The following is a 20,701-nucleotide window of genomic DNA, read 5'->3' as shown; positions in this document are numbered from 1 at the left end:
AACTGATGGAAAATGGAGTCAAGCTCAATGCACAAACGTGCAGAACGGATCGCCGATGAACCCCTCCCGCCACGCGGATGCCCTCCGCGCTGCACAGATGTACTACCTGCAGGACCTGACCATGGATGCCATCGCACGGGAACTGAGGACCTCCCGGTCAACGGTTTCCCGGCTTCTTTCCGCTGCCCGCGAATCCGGCCTGGTCCAGGTCCAGATCCGCAACCCCCTGGATACCGGGCCCGAGCTTGAGGGCATGATCCGGCACCGCTACAACGTGGACGTACACGTGGTGCCCGTCCTCGAGACGCTCAATGAAGCCGAAACCCTGGACCGGGTGGCCATCCAGGCAGCCCGGACCATCGGGCCGCTGGTGGACTCCAACACCATCATCGGGGTGGCGTGGGGATCGACCATCAGTGCGGTCAGCCGGCACCTGACCCGGAAAATCACCCATGACAGCGTCATTGTCCAGCTGAACGGGGCCGGCAACATGCACACCACTGGCATTACGTACGCCAGTGACATCATGCGCCGCTTCGGCAGTGCGTACGGGGCCCGGGTGGAGCAGTTCCCGGTGCCCGCCTTTTTCGACCATGCTGCCACCAAGACGGCCATGTGGAATGAACGCAGCGTGCAGCGCATCCTGGCCCTGCAAGCGAAGATGAGCATCGCCATATTCGGCGTCGGCTCGGTGGATGCCGACTACCCGAGCCACGTCTACTCCGGCGGCTACCTGGACGAGGACGACCTCCACGCGCTGGCCACCTCCGATGTGGTGGGTGACGTTGCCACGGTATTCTTCCGCGGCGACGGGTCCTCCGACGGCATCGTCCTGAATGAACGCTCCACCGGACCTGCTCTTTCCCAGCTGCGGCAGGTGCGGCGCAGGATCTGCGTGGTCTCCGGCGCCTCCAAGATCGACAGCCTGCGGGGAGCCCTGGCAGCAAACCTGGCCACCGACCTGATCCTGGATGAAGCAACCGCGCGGCGGCTGGTGGATTTCGAAGGCCTCGCCACCGCGAGTGGGTAGAGTCGATGCCATGAGAACCTCACCTCGGCTCAGCCTGAACAACGGCGTGCTGGTCAACCAGCTTGGCTTCGGGCTGTACAAGGTGCCCGCTGCCGAGGCCGAAGGGCTCGTTGCGATGGCCCTGGCGGCGGGCTACCGCCACTTCGACACGGCAGCGATGTACGGCAACGAGCTGGGCGTGGCGCGTGGCATCAGCCCCCAGCTCAGCGCGCAGGCGGGCAGCGGAGGTTCAGGTGAGCTCTTTCCGGCCCTGTCCAGGGAGGACATCTTCATCACCACCAAGGTCTGGAACGACCACCACGGCTACGACGCCACGCTCCGGGCTTTCGACGAGTCGATGGTCAACCTGGGGCTGGACTACGTGGACATGTACCTCATCCACTGGCCCTGCCCGCGGCAGGGGCTATACCCGGAGACATACCGGGCACTGGAAACGCTCTACCGGGAAGGCAAGGTGCGCGCCATCGGCGTCAGCAACTTCCAGCCCGCACACCTGGACCGGCTCCTCCAGACGGCCGAGGTGGTTCCGGCCGTCAACCAGATTGAGCTCCACCCCTGGCTGCAGCAGGAGGAACTGCGCAGCAAGCACAAGGAGCTGGGCGTTATGACTGAGGCCTGGAGCCCCCTCGGCAGGGGCCAGGTGCTTGCCGATCCGGTGATCGGGGCGTGCGCGGCAGAACACCGCAGGACTCCCGCCCAGGTGATCCTGCGCTGGCACATGCAGCTTGGCCATGTGGCCATTCCCAAGGCCAGCTCCGAAGCGCGGATCCGGGAGAACCTGGATGTCTTCGGCTTCGAACTCTCCGAGCGGGACATGGCAGCGATCGCGGGGCTCGAGCGCGGACACCGCACCGGTTCCCATCCGGACAACGTCAACTAGGATCCAGTGGCAATGAAAACAACCAGCCCGGGACAGTCCTCCGCGGCCGCCTACATCAGTCCTGACCTCGCCGCCCGCACCACCGCCGCCACCGTGGAGATGGACGGGGCCACGGTGGCCTACTGGACCTCTGAACCCCTGCACGCCACCCCGCACACGCGCACCATCCTGGTCATCCACGGCTTCCGCGGCGACCACTATGGCCTGCTGCGGGTTGCCGACCAGCTTCCCGACATGCGCCTCGTCATGCCCGACCTTCCCGGATTCGGCAGTTCCGGGGCATTCCGGTCCGGCGCGCATTCAGTGGAACGGTACGGCCGGTTCATCTCGGACTTCATGGCGGCACTCGGCCTGCGCCCTGACACTGTCCTGCTGGGCCATTCGTTCGGGTCCATCATCGCCGCACACTTCGTGGCAGCCAATCCGGACGCAGTCAGCCCGCTCATCCTCATCAACCCCATCGCCGCCCCTGCGCTCGAGGGGCCGAAGGGGATCATGACCCGGCTGGCGGTGCTGTACTACCGCCTGGGTGCCCGCCTCCCCGGGCCCCTGGGGCTCGCGCTGCTGCGCAGCCCGCTGATCGTCCGTGTGATGAGCGAAGCCATGGCCAAGACGAAGGACAGCAGCCTCCGCCGCTTCATCCATGGCCAGCACCATGCCCACTTCAGCGCCTTCGCGAACCGGGACAGCCTGCTCGAAGCCTTTACCGCCTCCGTCAACAGCAACGTGGCAGAGGTGGCCGGAAAGCTGCACCTTCCCGTGCTGCTGATTGCCGGGGAAAAGGACGAGATCGCCATGCTGCCGGACCAGCACCGCCTGGCGGCGCTCCTTCCGGACGCGCAGCTCAAGGTGATTCCCGGCGTCGGGCACCTGATCCACTACGAGACGCCCGAGCCGGCCGCCCGCTACATCCGCAGCTTCCTGGAGGACCACCCCGCGTGAAAATCGTCATCGATGCCCGTTTCACCAGGACAGACCACCACGACGGCATCAGCCGCTACGGCGCAAGCCTGATTGCCGCGACGGCGAAAATCGCCGATGTTTCCATGCTGATTTCCGACGTCCGGCAGCTTGCCCTGCTTCCGGATGTCCCCTACACCCTGATCAGCAGCCCGCTGTCCCCCCGGGAGCTGTTTGTGGCGCGCACGGTCAACGCGCTGGGCGCCGACGTGGTGGTGTGCCCCATGCAGACCATGGGCAGCTGGGGGCGGAAATACGGACTGGTCCTGACCCTCCACGACCTCATCTATTACGAGCACCCGGATCCCCCCGGCTTCCTGCCCGCACCCGTCCGCCTGCTGTGGCGGCTCTACCACAAGGCATTCTGGCCGCAGCGGGTGCTCCTCAACCGCGCCGATACGGTGGCCACGGTCAGCCGGACCACGGAAGCGCTCATTGCCAAATACCGCCTGACCCGCCGACCGGTGCGGATCATCAGCAACGCCCCGCAGCCTGAGCTGGACCCCCGGCCCGCAGAGGCCGGCGCGGAGAAGTCGATCGTCTACATGGGTTCCTTCATGCCCTACAAAAATGTGGAGACCATGGTGGCCGGCATGGCGCAGCTTCCCGGCTACACCCTCCATCTGCTCAGCCGGATCACCCCGCAGCGGCGGGCGGAGCTGGAAGCCCTGGTTGCCCCGGATGCCTCCGTGGTCTTCCACAACGGGGTGACTGACGAGGAATACGCGACGCTGCTGCGGACCGCCACGGCCCTGGTGAGCCTTTCCCGCGCCGAAGGCTACGGGCTCCCCCTGGTCGAGGCCATGGCGCTCGGCACTCCCGTTATCGCCAGCGACATTCCCATCTTCCGGGAAGTGGGTGGCGACGCGGCAACGTATGTGGATCCTGCCTCACCGGGGCAGTTTGCCGAGGCGGTGGCCAGGCTCCAGGACCCCGCCACCTGGCAGGCGGTGTCCCGCAGTTCCCTGGCCCGTGCCCGAGAGTTCAGCTGGGATGAATCGGCACGGCAACTGGTGGAGGTGGCCGCCGAGATCGTCAAACGGCGCCGCCGCGGCGGGAAGCGCTAGAGCACGTCCACGCCGTCCAGCCGGAGCTGGACCGGATCCATGGTGCGCTTGGCGGCTGCAGCGGCCCGCGTCACCCGAAGCACCCGGACGACGGCGGCCGCCTGGCCGTAGGTGAAGAACAGCAGCGTCCGGACGTCCTCGGCAGGGCGGCCTGGCGCGGGCGGACCGCTCAACAGCACGTGCGCGGGCCCTGCCGTACGGAGTGCAATCCCGGCCGTGGTGAGTTGGGCTTCCACCGCGCCGGTGTAATGCTCGACGGCGGCCCTGGGCCCCGTAACCGAGGCAATCCGTACAGCCGGGGGCAACTGGAGTTCGGCACGAAGGGACAGTTCCCGCTGTGCATAGCCGGCCGGGTCCCAACGGAGAAGGGCACCGGTGGCGGCGGTGTCCCACGCCGTTACCACCACGAGTCCCCCGGCTGCCGCCGGACGGACCAGCGAGGCGGCATTGAACCAGCGCCGGACTGTGTCCTCACCGGCGCGCAGCGTTTCACGGCGCAACAGCGAGTCACCGTCCAGCAGCAGCGCCGCCGCATAGCCGTCCTCCGCAACAGGTTCCGCCCCGACCGTCGCCACGACGAGGGCCTTGCCGCCGCCCACGGACGCCTTCACCTGGTCGCCGGAGGAGGTCACCACGGTGGTGCCGGGGAACGCGCGGCCAAGTTCCTCCGCGGTGCGGAGCACGCCGGTGGCACCTTTGCGCAGCCGCCGCCCGCCGCAGTGGCCGCACCTCCAGTCAGGAGCGGGCGTGGAACACCAGCGGCACTGTGGCAGGGCGGAGGTGCCGGCCAGCGCCAGCGGCCCCTGGCACGTCCCGCAGCGGGCGGGTTCACGGCAGGTTTCACAGGCAAGCGACGGCGCATAACCGGCGCGCGCAACCTGGACCAGGACCGGGCCGCGTTCCAGGCCCTCCTTGGCGGCGCGCCAGGCGGCGCCGGGCAGGCGGGCCACCGTGGCCAATGGATCCCGTTCCTGTTCAAAGCTGTCTGCGGTATTGACTACCCGGGGCACGGTGCGGCGGACATCCTGCCGGTCCGCCTCCACGGAAAGCACCCACCCGGCTTCCACCAGGCGCTGCACCTCGGTGCTGCGGGAGTGCCCCGCAAGCAGGCAGGCCGCGCCCTCCTGCTCGGCGCGCAGCAGCAGGACCTCCCGCGCATGGGCGTACGGTGCGCGCTGCTCTATGTGGAGGTCGTCGCCGTCGTCCCAGCACACCACCAGGCCAAGGTTCCGGACGGGGGCGAACGCCGCTGACCTGGTGCCGATGGCCACGGTGGCCTGCCCGGCGAGGAGGCGCAGGAAGTTGCGGTAGCGGGGCGTCGGCCCGTCCTCCGCGGTGAGCCGGGCGACGGCGGCCTCCGGCAGCACGGCCTGCAGGGCGTCTTCCAGCCGGGCCAGGTCGCGGTAGTCGGGAACCACCAGGACTGTGCCCCGGCCGGCGGCGTGGGCGGCGGCGGCCGCCTCGGCCAGCAGGCGGGGCCAGCCTCCGGGCCCGTACCCCTGCAGCGGATTGATGACGGCGCGCGGGGATCCGCCGCTGCCAAGGTGGCGCAGGAACGCCGGACCGTTGCGGTATGCCGTCCACGCGGAGGCGGCCGGCAAACCGGATGCAGCCGCAACGTCCGTGCCGGTGCCTGCTTCCGGGACAGTGGGTGATTCCGAACCAGTGGCTGCTTCCGCTTCCGCTGCCCCCTCCGTGGCGGCGAGTAGAAATTCCTTGTCCAGGCGGGCCACCCTGGGCGGCACGGCAAGGCGGAGGACATCGCTGAGTGTTCCCGCGTACCGGGCGGCCACCGCGGCGGCAAGGTCCCGTACAGCGGGGGTCAGCACGGGAACCGGTGAAACCACCTTGCCCAGCGGCAGCAGGCTGGTCCCGGCGTCGGATTCCGCGAGCCGTTCCAGCAGGAACCCGGGCAGGTCCTGGCCGTTGAAGCTGACCTTCACCCGGACACCGGGTGAAGCTTCTTCGTCCATGCTGGCCGGGACCGCGTAATCGAAGGGCCGGTCCAGGTGCGGCAGCGAGGATTCCACCAGCACACGGGCCACCGGAAGGGTGGCAGCCAGGGGTACGCCGCCCGGCAGCTTCCTTGATGGAAAGCCTTGGAGCAGGGAAGGCTGCACGGCCTGTCCCCCTGCACTGGAAAGGGCAGAGCCCGGCTGGACGGACCGGTCACCAACCACTGCTGCCGCCTCCATTCAGTTCCCGTCCGGACATGGCAAGCCAAGCACCGGGCACTGACATTCGGGCTCCCGGCAATATGTCCTAGGCGTTGAAGAATGCTTTCAGCTCGTCCACACGGTCCAGCCGCTCCCAGGTGAAGTCGGGCTCGTCGCGGCCAAAGTGCCCGTGGGCTGCTGTCTTGGCGTAGATGGGCCGCTTCAGGTCAAGGGCGTCGATGATGGCGCGGGGGCGCAGGTCGAAGATTTCGGCGATTGCGGCGCTGATCTTGGCGGGGTCCACGGTTTCGGTGCCGAAGGTTTCCACGTACGTGCCCACCGGGCGGGCCTGTCCGATGGCGTAGGCGATCTGTATTTCCGCCCGTTTGGCAAGGCCGGCGGCCACCACGTTCTTGGCGACCCACCGCATGGCGTAGGCGGCGGAGCGGTCCACCTTGGACGGGTCCTTGCCCGAAAAGGCACCGCCGCCGTGGCGGGCCATGCCGCCATAGGTGTCCACGATGATCTTGCGCCCGGTCAGGCCGGCGTCACCCACAGGGCCGCCGATGACGAATTCCCCGGCCGGGTTCAGGATGTTTTTGGCACGGGAGATGTCCAGGTTCGCCCCGGCAAGAACAGGCTCGATGACCACTGCGGCGAGGTCGGCACGGAGCTGGTCCAGGCTTGCGCCTTCAGCATGCTGGCTGGAGATGACCACGGTTTCCACCGAAACCGGAAGATCGCCGTCATATCCTACGGTGACCTGGGTTTTGCCGTCCGGCCGCAGGTACGGCAGTTCGCCGGATTTCCGGACTTCGGTGAGCCGCTCGGAGAGGCGGTGCGCAAGCCAGATGGGCGTGGGCATGTACGAGGGCGTTTCGTCGCTGGCATAGCCGAACATCAGGCCCTGGTCGCCCGCACCCTGCAGGTCGTAATCGTCCTCCTGGCGCCCCTCGCGGGCCTCCAGGGAGTTGAATACGCCGCCGGCGATGTCATTGGACTGCTGGCCGATGGACACCGAAACGCCGCAGCGGGCGCCGTCGAATCCGTTCGCGGACGAGTCATAGCCGATGCCGAGAATGGTCTCCCGGACGATCTGCGGGATCTCCACATAGGCGTCGGTGGTGACCTCGCCTGCCACATGCACCAGGCCGGTGGTGGCCATGGTTTCCACGGCGACCCTGGATTCCGGATCTGCGGCCAGCAGGGCGTCCAGGATGGCGTCGCTGATCTGGTCGCAGATCTTGTCCGGGTGGCCCTCGGTGACCGACTCGGACGTGAAGAGCCGGAGCGCCGGGGGCGTGGCCGCGGAAGTCTGGGGAAGGTGCAGGGGTAAAGTCACTCAACTACCTTACTGGTTGGAGCACGTTGGCCCCGCGGGAGATGTCTTCCCGCGAAGCAAACGTGGCGCGGAACACTCAGGCCCGGGGTGAAACAGAGTTCAGTTCAAAGCCGATGCGGTTGATGATGGCCTCGGAAACCTCTGCCTTGGTACCTGACGCCTCCTGCGGTTCGGAGCCGGAACGGGCCAGGATCACCACGGAGTTGGTGTCCTGGCCAAACACCTTGTCCGAACCGACGTGGTTGACCACCAGGAGGTCGCAGCCCTTGCGCTGCAGCTTGGCCTCAGCGTATGCCAGGACGTCTCCCTGGCTGTCGCCGGTCTCGGCGGCGAATCCGACGATCAGCCGGTGCCGCCCTTCGTCCCCGGCGGCGTTCCGGACTTCAACCAGTTCATGCAGGATGTCGGGGTTGCGGACCAGTGTGATGACGGGATCGGCACTGTCATCGCGCTTCTTGATTTTGGTATCGGAGACCACGGCCGGCCGGAAGTCGGCGACGGCGGCAGACATGATGACGACGTCTGAATCCGCGGCCGCCGCCAACGCGGCCTCGCGCAGCTGGAGTGCCGTTTCGACCATCACCACCTCAACGCCGGCGGGCGGCGGAACTTCCATGTGGGCAGCCAGCAGCCGGACAGTTGCCCCGGCGTTGCGGGCAGCCACGGCCAGGGCCACCCCCTGCTTCCCGGAGGACCGGTTGCCAAGGAACCGGACGGGATCCAGGGGTTCGCGGGTGCCGCCGGCGCTGATGGTGACGGTCCGGCCCGCCAGCGGCAGCTGGAAGTCGGTCTGCCCCTGGACCAGGGCCATGGCGGCGTCGAAAATGACCTGCGGTTCGGGCAGCCGCCCGGGGCCCGAATCGGCGCCCGTCAGCCGCCCGGTGGCAGGTTCCAGGACGGCTGCGCCCCGGCCGCGGAGGGTTTCCACGTTGGCGCGGGTGGCCGCATGCTGCCACATTTCGGTGTGCATGGCCGGGGCGAACAGGACCGGTCCGCGGGCCATGAGGAGCGTGTTGGTGAGGAGGTCGCCGGCCTGTCCTGTCGCGGCCTTGGCCAGGAGGTCGGCCGTGGCCGGTGCAACCACCACAAGGTCGGCCTCGTGGCCAAGGCGTACGTGGTTGACCTGGTGGACGTCATCGAAAACGCTGTTGCTGACCGGGTTCCCGGACAGTGCCTCCCAGGTGGCAGTCCCCACGAAGCGGGTGGACGCCTCCGTGGGAATGACGGTCACGTTGTGGCCGGCTTCAGTAAAAAGCCGGAGGAGTGATGCCACCTTGTAGGCGGCGATCCCTCCCCCGACTCCGAGGACTATGCGCACGTGACCTCCGTCAACAGCAAGTCAGTTCAGCGGCAAATTACTCTGCGGCTTCGATCGGCGTGGAAACCAGCTTGCCTTCGTTGATCTCGCGCAGGGCGATCGAGAGCGACTTCTCGTTCAGCTTGGTGTCGACCAGCGGGCCGACGTACTCGAAGAGGCCCTCGTGCAGCTGGGCGTAGTAAGCGTTGATCTGACGAGCACGCTTGGCACCGAAGATCACCAGGCCGTACTTGGAATCGGCTGCCTCGAGCAGCGAGTCGATCGGCGGGTTGATGATGCCTTCAAGGTTCGTGGACACGAATTCTCCAAATTCCTAGCGGGCTGACGGTTCCGGCAGATGCGGATGCGGGGTCAGCCCCATGAGTGAAACAAGCTCGTCCGCTGCCCGGCGGACGTCGTCATTGATGACGGTGTGGTCGAACTCCGGTTCAGCAGCAAGTTCCAGTTTAGCGGTTTCCAGGCGCCGCTGCTGTTCATCGGGCGTTTCGGTGCCGCGGCCCACCAGCCGACGGACCATTTCGTCCCAGGTGGGCGGGGCCAGGAAGACAAACTGGGCGTCCGGCACGGCCGCCTTGACCTGCCGTGCACCCTGCAGGTCGATTTCCAGGAGCACGGAACGGCCCTCTGCGATGGCCTTGTCCACTGTGCTCTTCAGAGTGCCGTAGGTGTTCTGGCCGTGTACCACTGCCCATTCCAGCAGCTCGCCGTCTGCGATGAGCTGCTCGAACTCCTCCTTGGACTTGAAGAAGTAGTGGACGCCGTCCACTTCCCCGGGCCGTGGCGCCCTGGTGGTGGCCGAGACGGAAAGCCAGACCTCGGGGTAGTTGTCGCGGATGTAGGTGGACACGGTGCCTTTGCCAACAGCCGTCGGACCAGCGAGGACTGTCAGTCCAGGTTTCTTGCTCACGTATTCCTTTGCCGGAGTTCGGGGATGGGCGGGGTACGTGCCCGCCCTAATGCTCGTCTATAAAATCTACCAGCGCCCGGCGCTGGTGGACGCCCAGCCCGCGGACCCTGCGGGAGGTGGCAATGCCCAGCTGCTCCATGATGGCCGCCGCCCGGACCTTGCCGATTCCGGGCAGCGCCTCGAGAAGCTCGGAAACCCGCATCCGCGCCAGGGCGTCGTCCTCCATGGCGGAGTTGATGATGTCCGCAGCGGACCTCTTGCCGTTCTTCAGGCTTTCCTTGGCCGCGGCGCGGGCGGCCCTGGCGGCGGCTGCCTTGTTCAGGGCGTCAGCCCGTTCCGATGCGGTCAAAGGTCGCAGCACCATGGCGGACACCCCCGGATTCGGCGGATTCGTCCAAGGGCGGCCGCCCTTGAACCTGTCCCTGAAACTACCCTTTGGTGCGGCCTGAATCAATGCATCCAGGCAAACGGAACGTTATTCGCCGCGCAGTCCGTCCAGCGTCCTCAGGGCCGCGTCACGGAGGCCGCCAAGTCCCGGGCCGGCAGCGAGGATGTCCCGGCTGGAGGTCCCCAGCACCTGGGAATAGGCCGTTCCGAACGTTGCCCGGAGATCGGCCGGGGTGGCCCCTTGCGCGCCCAGTCCGGGGGCGAGGATGGGACCCCGCACTGCCGCAAGATCCATCCCAAGGTCAGCCAGGGCGCTGCCCACGGTTGCCCCGACCACCAGCCCGACGGAACCGAGCGCACCGGGGTAGCGGGTGTTCTCGGCAGCGGCGGCTCCGGCGATCCCGCGCGCTACGGACTCCGCTCCCCCGACGTGCTGGACGGACGGGCCCTCCGGGTTGGAGGTAAGGGCGAGGACGAAGACGCCCCGTCCGGTCTCCGCGGCCAGGTCCAGGGCCGGCCGGAGCGATTCAAAGCCCAGGTACGGGCTCAGGGTCACCGAGTCGGCTGCCAGCGGTGATCCGTCGCGCAGCCAAGCGTCCGCGTAGGCGGCCATGGTGGACCCGATGTCACCGCGCTTGGCGTCCGCAATCGTCAGCACCGACTCGTCGCGGGCAGCGGCGAGGAGCTCTTCCAGCACAGCCATGCCCGCCGAGCCGTGGCGCTCAAAGAGCGCCACCTGCGGCTTGACCGCGGCAGCGAGGGAAGCCACGGCCTCCAGGACGGTGAGCGAAAAGCTCCTCAGCCCGGCGGCGTCGTCGTCCAAGCCCCAACTCTTCAGCAGGGCAGGGTGCGGGTCAATCCCGACGCACAGCGGGCCGCGGGCGGCCATGGCGGCACCGAGCCGGGAGCCGAATGACTCCCGGCCGGCGCCGGATACCTGCTCAGGCATTCTGCAGGGCCGCCTTCTGCGATTCCGCCAGGGCGGCGGCGTGCTCCTGCAGGCTGGTGACCGACCATTCATAGGTGCGCAGGGCCTCGATGGCCTGGACCGCCGCGTTGAACTCGGCCACCGTGGTGATGCAGGGAATGCCGATCGACGTGGCGGCGGCACGCAGCTCGTAGCCGTCGCTGCGGGCCTCGCCGCCGGACGGTGTGTTGAAGACCATGTCGATCTCGCCGGCTACCACCAGGTCGGCAATGGTGCCCTCGCCTTCGGCGCTGCTGCCTTCGGCAACCTTCCGGACCGGGGTGGCCTGGATGCCGTTGCGGCGCAGGACATCGGCGGTGCCGCCGGTGGAGACGATTTCGAAACCGAGGTCCGAGAGCCGCTTGACGCCCATGATGACGGAGCGCTTGTCCCGGTTGGCCACGGAGACGAAGACCTTGCCCTCCGTGGGCAGGGCGTTGTTGGCGCCGGCCTGGCTCTTGGCGAAGGCGGTGTCGAAGTGCTTGTCGATGCCCATGACTTCGCCGGTGGAACGCATTTCCGGGCCGAGGAGGGAATCCACGACCTTGCCTTCGGGGGTCCGGAAGCGGCTGAAGGGCAGGACTGCTTCCTTGACGGCCACCGGCGCGTCCAGGGGCAGCGTGGATCCGTCACCGGTTTCAGGCAGCATCTTGTAGGCGCTGCGGAGCTGGTTGATGGTCACGCCGGTGCCGATCAGGGCGGCGGCCTTGGCCATCTGGACGCCCGTTGCCTTGGACACGAACGGAACCGTGCGGGATGCGCGGGGGTTGGCTTCGAGGACGTACAGGACGTCCGAGGCCAGCGCGAACTGGATGTTGATCAGGCCCCGCACACCCACGCCCTCGGCGATGGCGCGGGTGGCCGTGCGCACCCGCTCGATGACGTTGCTGCCCAGCGTGATGGGCGGCAGGACGCAGGCGGAGTCGCCGGAGTGGATGCCGGCTTCCTCGATGTGCTCCATGATGCCGCCAAGGTACATGTCGGTGCCGTCGAAGAGGGCGTCGACGTCGATCTCGACGGCGTCCTCCAGGAAGCGGTCGATCAGGACCGGGTGGTCCGGGGTGATCTCGGTGGCGTTGGCGATGTAGCGGGAGAGGTTGCCCTCGTCGTAGACGATTTCCATGCCTCGGCCGCCCAGGACGTAGGACGGGCGCACCAGCACGGGGTAGCCGATTTCGTCCGCGATCTTCTTGGCGTCCTCGAAGGACACGGCGGTGCCGTTCTTCGGGGAGACGAGCCCTGCCTTGTCCAGGACCCGGGCAAACGCTCCGCGGTGCTCGGCCAGGTCGATGGCCTCCGGGGAGGTGCCGAGAATCGGAACCCCGGCGTCGGCGAGCTGCTGTGCAAGCTTCAGCGGTGTCTGGCCGCCGAGCTGGACGAACACGCCCATGACGCCCCCGGTCCGCTCTTCGGCCGCGATGACCTCCAGCACGTCCTCGAGCGTCAGCGGCTCAAAGTACAGGCGGGTGGAGACGTCGTAGTCGGTGGAGACGGTTTCCGGGTTGCAGTTGACCATGACGGTCTCGTAGCCGGCCTTGCGCAGTGCCATGGAGGCGTGCACGCAGGAGTAGTCGAACTCGATGCCCTGGCCGATCCGGTTGGGCCCGGAGCCCAGGATGAGGACGGACGGCTTGGAGTGCAGCGCCACCTCGTCCTCTTCGTCGTAAGCGGAGTAGTGGTACGGGGTGTAGGCGGCAAATTCGGCGGCGCAGGTGTCCACTGTCTTGTAGACCGGGCGGATGCCGAGGGCCTGCCGGACGCCACGGACCACGGCTTCGGAGTTGTGCGTGAGCGTTCCGATCTGCTCGTCCGAGAAGCCGTGGCGCTTGGCGCGCTGCAACATCTCCTTGGTGAGGGCGCCGGCCTGCCGGATTTCGCGGGAAATCTCGTTGAGCAGCTGGAGCTGGTCAAGGAACCACGGGTCGATCTTGGTGGCTTCGAACAGCTGCTCCACCGTGGCACCGCCCAGGAGGGCGCGCTGGACCTGGTGCAGGCGTTCGGTGGTGGGGCGCTTGGCCTTTTCGATGAGCTCCGGGACTTCCCATTCGGGAACGCTGCTGAAGTCCAGCTGCGAGCCCTTCTGCTCGAGGGAGCGCAGGGCCTTCTGCAGGGCTTCGGTGAAGTTGCGGCCCATGGCCATCGCTTCGCCCACCGACTTCATGGTGGTGGTCAGCGTGTTGTCCGCTGCGGGGAACTTCTCGAACGCGAACCGGGGCACCTTGACCACAACGTAGTCAAGGGTGGGCTCGAAGGACGCCGGGGTCTTCTGGGTGATGTCGTTCGGGATCTCGTCCAGGGTGTAGCCGAGCGAGAGCTTGGTGGCGATCTTGGCGATGGCGAAGCCGGTGGCCTTGGACGCCAGGGCGGACGAACGGGACACCCGGGGGTTCATTTCGATGACCACCACGCGGCCGGTGGCGGGGTCGATGGCGAACTGGATGTTGCAGCCGCCTGTGTCCACGCCCACTTCGCGGATGACGGCGATGGCGACGTCGCGCAGCTTCTGGTACTCGCGGTCCGTCAGGGTCAGCGCTGGGGCCACGGTGATGGAGTCGCCGGTGTGGACGCCGACCGGATCGAAGTTCTCGATGGAGCAGACCACAACCACGTTGTCGTTCTTGTCCCGCATCATCTCGAGCTCGTATTCCTTCCAGCCCAGGATGCTCTCTTCGAGCAGGACCTCGCTGGTGGGGCTGTACTGCAGGCCCTGGCCGACGATGCGGCGCAGGTCCTCCTCGTCGTAGGCCAGGCCGGAGCCCAGGCCGCCCATGGTGAAGGAGGGGCGGACCACCATGGGGTAGCCGAGATCCTCGGCGGCCTTGAAGGCCTCGTCCATGGTGTGGATGATGTGGCTGCGTGCGGACTCGGCGCCGCAACGCTCCACCACGCCCTTGAACTTCTCGCGGTCCTCGCCGAGTTCGATGGCGGCGATGTTGGCGCCGATGAGCTCCACGTTGTACTTCTCGAGCACGCCGTTCTTGTCCAGCGCGATGGCCGTGTTCAGGGCCGTCTGCCCGCCCAGGGTGGGCAGGACGGCGTCCGGACGCTCCTTGGCGATGATCTTCTCCACCACCTCGGGGGTGATGGGTTCGACGTAGGTGGCGTCGGCGAACTCGGGGTCCGTCATGATGGTGGCGGGGTTGGAGTTCACCAGGATGACCCGCAGGCCCTCCTCTTTGAGGACGCGCAGGGCCTGCGTGCCGGAGTAGTCGAACTCGGCCGCCTGGCCGATGACGATGGGTCCGGATCCGATGACCAGGACGCTCTTAAGGTCTGTTCTCTTGGGCATTACTTCTTGTCCTCAGTCTTGTTGGTGCCCTGCTGCGGGGCGGCGTCGCGGTCGATCGGGTTGTGCACGGAGTCCACGGGCTCCTTGGACAGGTTGGCGGTGCGGCCGTCCCGGGTTCCCTCCATCAGTTCGATGAAGCGGTCGAAGAGGTAGGCGGCGTCGTGCGGGCCGGCTGCGGCTTCGGGGTGGTACTGGACGGAGAACGCGGGGATGTCCAGGCAGGCGAGGCCTTCGACGACGTCGTCGTTGAGGCTGACGTGGCTGACCTCAACGCGGCCGTAGCGCTCCTCCGGAGCCTGGGTGGCGCCGTCGAGCGGGGCGTCCACGGCAAAGCCGTGGTTCTGGGACGTGATCTCCACCTTGCCCGTGCGGCGGTCCATGACGGGCTGGTTGATGCCGCGGTGGCCGTAGCGGAGCTTGTAGGTGCCGAAGCCGAGCGCGCGGCCCAGGATCTGGTTGCCGAAGCAGATGCCGAAGTAGGGCAGCTTTTCGTCCAGGACGGAGCGGAGCAGCTTGACCTGCGTTTCGGCTGTGGCGGGATCGCCGGGGCCGTTGGACATGAAGAAGCCGTCCGGGTTTACGGCCTTGACGTCCTCAAGGGTGGCCGTGGCCGGCAGGACGTGGACGCGGACGCCGCGTTCGGCGAACCGCACCGGGGTCATGGCCTTGATGCCGAGGTCGACCGCGGCGATGGTGAAACGGGGTTCGCCGTCCCAGCCGTGGTCCTTGGGTTCCACGACGTACGCCTCGTCCACGCTGACTTCCTCGGCCAGGCGGGCGCCTTCCATGGGTGCGCTGGCCAGGACCGCGTCAAGGAGTTCCTTGTCGGTTGCCTGGGCTGCCTCGCCGGAGAAGATGCCGGCCCGCATGGTTTTGTGCTCCCGCAGGTGGCGGGTGATGGCGCGCGTGTCCACGCCCTGGATGCCGACGATCCCCTGCTCCACGAGTTCCTCGTCGAGGGAGCGTTCGGACCGCCAGTTGGACGGCCGGCGTGCGGCATCCCTGACGATGTAGCCCGCCACCCAGATGCGGCGGGACTCGGCGTCCTCGCTGTTGACGCCGGTGTTGCCGATGTGCGGGGCGGTCTGGACCACCAGCTGCCGCGCGTAGGAGGGGTCCGTGATGGTTTCCTGGTACCCGGTCATGCCGGTGGCGAAAACCGCTTCGCCCAGCGCCGTTCCGGTGGCGCCGTAGCTGGTTCCGCGGAAGATGCGGCCGTCTTCGAGGACGAGGGCTGCCGGAGCGGAGGTAGTTGCTGTCACTGTATTCGCTTTCACTGCTGGGTCTGTGGCTGCTGGCGTGTTTGCTGCGGGCGTATCCGTCACTGTCTTACTTTCCACTGTTGGCACCTGCGGCCGGGGCTGAGGAGATTAATTCCTTGAGTGCTGCGTAGAGCGTGTCCTTGTCCGCGGCGCGGCGGGTGCGGAACCCGGTGTCCAGCTCGTGGGAGCCGTGCAGCCAGGTCAGCACCAGCAGCCCGTCCTTCTCGACGAACTTTCCGGCCATCCCGCTGTCCTGCCGGACGCCGCCGAGCGCGGCCGCGGGAATGTACAGCGCCGGGGCACCGGAGCGATCGAAAAGGACGCCGTGGGGGTACACCGAGAGGGTGGCGTTGGTCCGGATGCCCAGGCCGTGCACGGCGATCCGGTCCAGCCAGTCGCCGCCGGTGGTGGTGGCAACGTACTGGCCCTCGGCTGTGGTGAGCGGTTCGCCGGGTGCCGCGGGCACGGGAGGCAACTGTTCGACGTCGGACTGGCGCTTCAGGCGGTTCCGCCAGCCGATGGCGAGCAGGACGAAGACGACGGCGATGACCGCCAGCATCGCCAGTCCGGGGAGGATTTTGTCCATCAGGCGGCGCCTGCCGGAGCGGTTGCGTACGGGTACGGTGCGTTCAGTTCGCCGTCCAGGACGGTGGGGTGCCCCTTGAAGAACGTGGCCACCACCTTGCCGGGCAGTTCGCGGCCCTTGAATGGCGAGTTCCGTCCCATGGTGGCCATCCGGTACGGGTCCACGGTCCAGCGTGCCGCCGGGTCCACCAGGATGAGGTTGGCGGGCTCCCCTGCTTCCAGGGGACGGCCCTGGTCGCCGAGGCGGCCGATCCTGGCCGGCGCGGTGGAGGTGACGCGGGCGAAGTCGGCCCAAGTCATCAGGCCCGTTTCGATCATGGTGTGCTGCACCACGGACAGGGCTGTTTCCAGCCCGGTCATGCCCATGGCGGCCTGCGCCCACTCGCATTCCTTGTGCTCGCTGGGGTGCGGGGCGTGGTCGGTACCCACGACGTCGATGGTGCCGTCGGCCAGCCCCGCACGCAAGGCCTGGACGTCGGCGTCGGTACGCAGCGGCGGGTTGACCTTGAAGACAGGATCGTAGCTGCGGACGAGGTCGTCCGTGAGCAGCAGGTGGTGCGGCGTGACCTCGGCGGTGACGTCAATCCCGCGTTCCTTGGCCCAGCGGATGATCTCCACCGATCCGGCCGTGGACACGTGGCAGACGTGCAGGCGGGAGCCCACGTGCTGGGCGAGCAGGACGTCGCGGGCGATGATGCTTTCCTCGGCGACGGCGGGCCATCCGGTCAGTCCGAGGACTGCGGAAACTTCGCCCTCGTTCATCTGGGCACCGGCGGTCAGGCGGGGTTCCTGCGCGTGCTGGGCAACGACGCCGTCAAACGCCTTGACGTATTCCAGGGCGCGGCGCATCAGCACGGGGTCGTGGACGCAGATGCCGTCGTCGGAGAACATCCGCACCCGGGCACGGGAGTCTGCCATGGCACCGAGTTCGGCGAGCTGCTCGCCGGCGAGGCCCACGGTGACGGCGCCAACCGGGCGCACGTCCACCCAGCCGGCGGTGCGGCCGAGGCTGTAGACCTGCTCCACCACTCCGGCGGTGTCCGCCACGGGGGTGCTGTTCGCCATCGCGTGCACGGCGGTGTAGCCGCCAAGTGCCGCGGCGCGGGTTCCCGTTTCCACGGTCTCCGCGTCTTCCCGGCCCGGCTCACGAAGGTGCGTGTGCACATCCACCATGCCGGGCAGGGCCACCAGGCCTGCTGCGTCAATAACTCTTGCATCGCCGGCGGACAGGCCGGTCCCGGTTTCGGCAATGACGCCATCCCGGATCAGCAGGTCCGCCGGTTCGCCGCCCAGGATCGAGGCGCCGCGGATCAGATAGGTTCCGGTGTTGCCTGCCATCAGTTGCTCTCCTTGGTATGGGCGGTGCCGGCCGTGGCCAGGACCGGTTGGGCTGGTTCACGGGTGTCCCCGGAGAGCAGCAGGTACAGGGCGGCCATCCGCACGGACACGCCGTTGCGGACCTGGGCCAGGACGGTGGACCGGGGCGAATCGGCGGCGGCCGCGGAAATCTCCAGGCCGCGGTTCATGGGGCCCGGGTGCATGATGATGGTGTCCTTCATGCCGAGGCGGTCCAGCGCCCGCAGGCGGTTGTCGTCGAAGCCCCAGCGCCTCGAGTATTCGCGGGTGCTGGGGAAGAACGACGCGTTCATCCGTTCACCCTGGACCCGGAGCATCATGACGGCGTCCACGCCCTGCGCCAGCGTGTCGTCCAGGTCGTAACTGACTTTGCAGGGCCATTTTTCGATGCCGATGGGCAGCAAGGTGGGCGGTGCCACCAGCGTGACGTCTGCCCCGAGCGTACGCAGGAGCCAGACGTTGGAGCGGGCCACCCTGGAATGCAGGACGTCGCCGGCGATGGCCACGCGCATCCCTTTCAGGTCGGCGCCCTCCGAGCCCGTGCCGGACAGCCGCGCCCAGTGCCGGCGCATGGTGAACGCATCCAGCAGTGCCTGCGTGGGGTGCTCGTGGGTGCCGTCGCCGGCGTTGATGACGGCGGCGTCGATCCAGTCCGTAGCGGCCAGCCGGTGCGGGGCACCCGATGCCCAGTGACGGATGACGACGGCGTCCGCGCCCATCGCGGAAAGGGTTTGGGCCGTGTCCTTCAGGGACTCGCCCTTTGACACCGATGATCCCTTGGCTGCGAAGTTGATGACGTCGGCGGAGAGTCGCTTGGCAGCGGCTTCGAACGAGATACGGGTGCGGGTGGAGTCTTCGAAAAAGAGGTTCACCACCGTGCGGCCGCGCAGCGCGGGCAGCTTCTTGACTTCCCGGTCGCCCACGGCTGCCATCTCCTCGGCGGTGTCCAGGATGCTGATGGCGTTGGAACGGCTAAGGTCCTGGGTGGAGAGCAGGTGCTTCACGAGCCGCCTTCGATCACTACTTCGTTGGTGGGGGTGCCGCCGGGGGGTGTGTCCGTTTCTTCGAGCCGGACCCGGACCTTCTCGGAGGAGGACGTGGGCAGGTTCTTGCCCACATGGTCGGCGCGGATAGGCAGTTCACGGTGGCCGCGGTCGATCAGCACAGCCAGCCGGACAATGCGGGGACGGCCCAGGTCGATGAGTGCGTCCAGGGCGGCGCGGATGGTGCGCCCCGAGTAGAGGACGTCGTCGATCAGCACCACAACTTTGTTGTCGATGCCGGTGCGCGGAAGCTTGGTGGGATAGGGCGGCCGGGTTCCCTGGTGCGAGAGGTCGTCCCGGAACATGGTGACGTCGAGCTGGCCAACGATGGCGGCAGCGTCAACGGAGCTGTCCGCAGCGGCGATTTTTCCCGCGAGCCGGACTGCCAGCGGGTAGCCGCGGCGCGGGATGCCCAGCAGGACCAGGTCCTTGGACCCCTTGTTGGCCTCGAGGATCTCATGGGCGATACGAGTGAGGGCACGGTCAATGTCAGCCGAATTCAGGACTGTCCTGGCTGGAACCGGTGCGCTGGTGACAGAAGTCAACGCTCGTCTCCCCTTTCCCCGCCTCACAGGACGGAATTAAAAAAGGATCATGTGCGGTTCCAAAATTACCACACGGCGTCCCGCTGGCCGGTCCCGGCAGAACGCGGTGATGGTCACATCCGGGGCCGCCGCGGCGGAAGGATCCTTGGATGGGTGGCGCGGTACACCTAGGCTTTCGGGTATGTCGACGCATCCCCGCCAGCCATCGCCCGGGTGGCCCGAAGATCCGTACTCCGGCCCGGCCTCCCCGCTCCCCCGCCAGGCCAACCCCAGCTGGATGGGACACGTGCAGCCCGAAAACTACCGGCCTGCGCCGGGGCACCAGGGCAGGCCGGTGGAGGCAGTGCTGCCGCCCCAGGTGCAGGGAACCGCGCTGAGGTCGGCGCGGACCAGCGGAGGACTGCTCGGGCTGACGGTGGCCGGCGGCGCCCTCGCGTTCCTCAGCCTGTTCCTGGTGGTGCCGTTCCTGCTGTCCAATACAGGTGCTGCCGGCTTCCTGATCGGGTTCCTGGCCTCGCTGCTGCCGCTCTCGGTGGTGCTGCTGGCGGTCTATGTGATCGACAAGTGGGAGCCCGAGCCGAAGCGGCTGCTCTTCTTCGCCTTCACGTGGGGCGCTGCCGTGTCCATCGCCGCCACCCTCCTGATCCAGCCCTTCTTCGTCCTGGCCTTCCAGTTTTCGGATGTCCCAGACCTACAGACCTACATGGCCACCGTCCAGGCGCCCATCGTGGAGGAATTCGCCAAGTCCCTGGGCCTGCTCCTGCTGCTCCTCCTGGCCCGGCGGCATTTCGACGGGCCGGTGGACGGGGTGGTCTTCGCGTTCACGATTGCCGGCGGGTTCGCGTTCACCGAGAACATCCTCTACTTCGGCCGGGCCATCGCCGAATCGGCGAGCCCGGCCAGCGAGTTCGCCCAGGTGTTCTTCCTGCGGGGCGTCATGTCGCCCTTTGCCCATGCCATCTTCACGGGCACTACCGGGCTGATCATGGGCTTCGCAGCCCGGCGCTGGCATGCGGGGGCTTCGGTGGCGGCCTTTGTTGTGGGGCTGCTGCCGGCCATGTTCCTGCACAACCGCTGGAACAGCATGGGCCAGGGTTTCCTGCTGGACTACATCGTTGTCCAGGTGCCCATTTTCTTCCTTGCCGTGGCGGGAATTGTCCTGCTGCGCGTCGCCGAGAAGAGGCTGACGCGGCAGCGGCTGCTGGAATATTCCGCTGCCGGCTGGTTCACACCTGCCGAGGTGGAACTCCTGGCCACACTCGGGGGCCGCCGCACCGTACTGAACTGGGCCGGCAGCTACGGCCGGAAACGGCAGATGAAGGAATTCCTGAAGGCTGCCACCCGGCTTGCCAACACCCGCCAGCGGATCCTCAGCGGACGCGATGTGCAGCTGCACCAGGCGGAGGAACGGCAGCAGCTGCAGCAGATCCTGGCCCTGCGTGCGGCGGTGGCCTCGTAAGGCAGGCACGAACCACGGCGGATTAAAGCGGAAGGGCCGGCTCCCACCATCTGAACTGCTCCCCGAAAGTTGGACTGAGAAATCGGTCCTTCTATCGGGGAGCAGTTTTATGCAGGAGAGTAGTTCGTTATCTGATGAACAGCGCGAG

Annotated in this window: 18 protein-coding genes; 5 read left to right on the top strand and 13 right to left on the bottom strand. The window is 67.4% G+C overall.

Translation table 11 applies throughout. The features are described 5' to 3' along the window. Positions 1-55 precede the first annotated feature (55 nt). From AC5RU7_RS19655 to AC5RU7_RS19640, 4 genes are read left to right on the top strand one after another with little or no spacing between them, the layout of a single operon-like run. Positions 56-1,030: a sugar-binding transcriptional regulator gene (locus AC5RU7_RS19655; protein ID WP_494053653.1), complete on the top strand. Its 975-nt coding sequence runs from the start codon at positions 56-58 to the stop codon at positions 1,028-1,030. A gap of 10 nt (positions 1,031-1,040) precedes the next feature. Continuing rightward, the gene (locus AC5RU7_RS19650; protein ID WP_494053652.1) at positions 1,041-1,910 is read left to right on the top strand and encodes an aldo/keto reductase; all 870 of its coding nucleotides are present in this window, start codon (positions 1,041-1,043) and stop codon (positions 1,908-1,910) included. Between the two features lie 12 nt (positions 1,911-1,922). Beyond that, on the top strand, positions 1,923-2,852 hold the full coding sequence (locus AC5RU7_RS19645) for an alpha/beta fold hydrolase (protein WP_494053651.1): 930 nt from the start codon (positions 1,923-1,925) through the stop codon (positions 2,850-2,852). Further along, entirely contained in the window at positions 2,849-3,937 is a 1,089-nt protein-coding gene (locus tag AC5RU7_RS19640) for a glycosyltransferase family 4 protein (protein ID WP_494053650.1), read from the top strand. Before AC5RU7_RS19645 ends, AC5RU7_RS19640 begins: the two co-directional genes overlap by 4 nt. On the opposite strand, the gene AC5RU7_RS19635 is transcribed toward AC5RU7_RS19640, so the two are convergent. From AC5RU7_RS19635 to pyrR, 13 genes are all read right to left on the bottom strand, one after another. Continuing rightward, positions 3,934-6,132 (bottom strand): primosomal protein N', encoded by a 2,199-nt coding sequence (locus tag AC5RU7_RS19635; protein WP_494053649.1) that lies wholly within the window; start codon positions 6,130-6,132, stop codon positions 3,934-3,936. The genes AC5RU7_RS19640 and AC5RU7_RS19635 overlap by 4 nt on opposite strands. Before the next feature lie 67 nt (positions 6,133-6,199). Further along, positions 6,200-7,435, bottom strand: a complete 1,236-nt coding sequence (gene metK / locus AC5RU7_RS19630; RefSeq protein ID WP_494053648.1) for a methionine adenosyltransferase — start codon at positions 7,433-7,435, stop codon at positions 6,200-6,202. Positions 7,436-7,511: 76 nt separating this feature from the next. Further along, on the bottom strand, positions 7,512-8,753 hold the full coding sequence (gene coaBC, locus AC5RU7_RS19625; protein WP_494053647.1) for a bifunctional phosphopantothenoylcysteine decarboxylase/phosphopantothenate--cysteine ligase CoaBC: 1,242 nt from the start codon (positions 8,751-8,753) through the stop codon (positions 7,512-7,514). Between the two features lie 37 nt (positions 8,754-8,790). Next, a complete protein-coding gene (gene rpoZ / locus AC5RU7_RS19620; protein WP_003800778.1) occupies positions 8,791-9,051 on the bottom strand; it encodes a DNA-directed RNA polymerase subunit omega in 261 nt (86 codons plus the stop codon). Between the two features lie 15 nt (positions 9,052-9,066). Continuing rightward, entirely contained in the window at positions 9,067-9,660 is a 594-nt protein-coding gene (gene gmk, locus AC5RU7_RS19615; RefSeq protein WP_494009248.1) for a guanylate kinase, read from the bottom strand. A gap of 46 nt (positions 9,661-9,706) precedes the next feature. Beyond that, the gene (gene mihF, locus AC5RU7_RS19610) at positions 9,707-10,024 is read right to left on the bottom strand and encodes an integration host factor, actinobacterial type (protein ID WP_494009249.1); all 318 of its coding nucleotides are present in this window, start codon (positions 10,022-10,024) and stop codon (positions 9,707-9,709) included. Positions 10,025-10,135: 111 nt separating this feature from the next. Further along, positions 10,136-10,996 carry an orotidine-5'-phosphate decarboxylase gene (gene pyrF / locus AC5RU7_RS19605; RefSeq protein ID WP_494009250.1) on the bottom strand — a complete coding sequence of 287 codons (861 nt, stop codon included), beginning with the start codon at positions 10,994-10,996 and terminating at the stop codon, positions 10,136-10,138. Continuing rightward, positions 10,989-14,303, bottom strand: coding sequence for a carbamoyl-phosphate synthase large subunit (gene carB / locus AC5RU7_RS19600; RefSeq protein ID WP_494053646.1), 3,315 nt, complete (start codon positions 14,301-14,303; stop codon positions 10,989-10,991). The genes pyrF and carB overlap by 8 nt, the downstream gene beginning before the upstream one ends. Further along, positions 14,303-15,652, bottom strand: coding sequence for a glutamine-hydrolyzing carbamoyl-phosphate synthase small subunit (carA, locus tag AC5RU7_RS19595; protein ID WP_494053645.1), 1,350 nt, complete (start codon positions 15,650-15,652; stop codon positions 14,303-14,305). Before carA ends, carB begins: the two co-directional genes overlap by 1 nt. Next, positions 15,633-16,151: a PH-like domain-containing protein gene (locus tag AC5RU7_RS19590; protein ID WP_494053644.1), complete on the bottom strand. Its 519-nt coding sequence runs from the start codon at positions 16,149-16,151 to the stop codon at positions 15,633-15,635. Before AC5RU7_RS19590 ends, carA begins: the two co-directional genes overlap by 20 nt. Then, a complete protein-coding gene (locus AC5RU7_RS19585; protein ID WP_494053643.1) occupies positions 16,151-17,488 on the bottom strand; it encodes a dihydroorotase in 1,338 nt (445 codons plus the stop codon). The genes AC5RU7_RS19590 and AC5RU7_RS19585 overlap by 1 nt, the downstream gene beginning before the upstream one ends. Then, positions 17,488-18,510 carry an aspartate carbamoyltransferase catalytic subunit gene (locus tag AC5RU7_RS19580; RefSeq protein ID WP_494053642.1) on the bottom strand — a complete coding sequence of 341 codons (1,023 nt, stop codon included), beginning with the start codon at positions 18,508-18,510 and terminating at the stop codon, positions 17,488-17,490. The genes AC5RU7_RS19585 and AC5RU7_RS19580 overlap by 1 nt, the downstream gene beginning before the upstream one ends. After that, positions 18,507-19,094 (bottom strand): bifunctional pyr operon transcriptional regulator/uracil phosphoribosyltransferase PyrR, encoded by a 588-nt coding sequence (pyrR, locus tag AC5RU7_RS19575; RefSeq protein ID WP_494053641.1) that lies wholly within the window; start codon positions 19,092-19,094, stop codon positions 18,507-18,509. Before pyrR ends, AC5RU7_RS19580 begins: the two co-directional genes overlap by 4 nt. 181 nt (positions 19,095-19,275) lie before the next feature. Between pyrR and AC5RU7_RS19570 the strand changes: the two genes are divergently transcribed. Then, positions 19,276-20,553: a PrsW family intramembrane metalloprotease gene (locus AC5RU7_RS19570; protein ID WP_494053640.1), complete on the top strand. Its 1,278-nt coding sequence runs from the start codon at positions 19,276-19,278 to the stop codon at positions 20,551-20,553. Positions 20,554-20,701 lie beyond the last annotated feature (148 nt).

This window comes from Arthrobacter sp. K410C, from assembly GCF_059090105.1.
Note: the sequence above shows the minus strand (reverse complement) of the source record. Positions and strands in the feature narration are given on the sequence as shown.

Bases quoted from the DNA above. Each gene is read 5' to 3' on its own strand.
- AC5RU7_RS19655 (WP_494053653.1), top strand. From the start codon at position 56: ATGAACCCCTCCCGCCACGCGGATGCCCTCCGCGCTGCACAGATGTAC.
- AC5RU7_RS19650 (WP_494053652.1), top strand. From the start codon at position 1,041: ATGAGAACCTCACCTCGGCTCAGCCTGAACAACGGCGTGCTGGTCAAC.
- AC5RU7_RS19645 (WP_494053651.1), top strand. From the start codon at position 1,923: ATGAAAACAACCAGCCCGGGACAGTCCTCCGCGGCCGCCTACATCAGT.
- AC5RU7_RS19635 (WP_494053649.1), bottom strand. From the start codon at position 6,132: ATGGAGGCGGCAGCAGTGGTTGGTGACCGGTCCGTCCAGCCGGGCTCT.
- mihF (WP_494009249.1), bottom strand. From the start codon at position 10,024: ATGGTGCTGCGACCTTTGACCGCATCGGAACGGGCTGACGCCCTGAAC.
- pyrF (WP_494009250.1), bottom strand. From the start codon at position 10,996: ATGCCTGAGCAGGTATCCGGCGCCGGCCGGGAGTCATTCGGCTCCCGG.
- carB (WP_494053646.1), bottom strand. From the start codon at position 14,303: ATGCCCAAGAGAACAGACCTTAAGAGCGTCCTGGTCATCGGATCCGGA.
- AC5RU7_RS19590 (WP_494053644.1), bottom strand. From the start codon at position 16,151: ATGGACAAAATCCTCCCCGGACTGGCGATGCTGGCGGTCATCGCCGTC.
- AC5RU7_RS19585 (WP_494053643.1), bottom strand. From the start codon at position 17,488: ATGGCAGGCAACACCGGAACCTATCTGATCCGCGGCGCCTCGATCCTG.
- AC5RU7_RS19570 (WP_494053640.1), top strand. From the start codon at position 19,276: ATGTCGACGCATCCCCGCCAGCCATCGCCCGGGTGGCCCGAAGATCCG.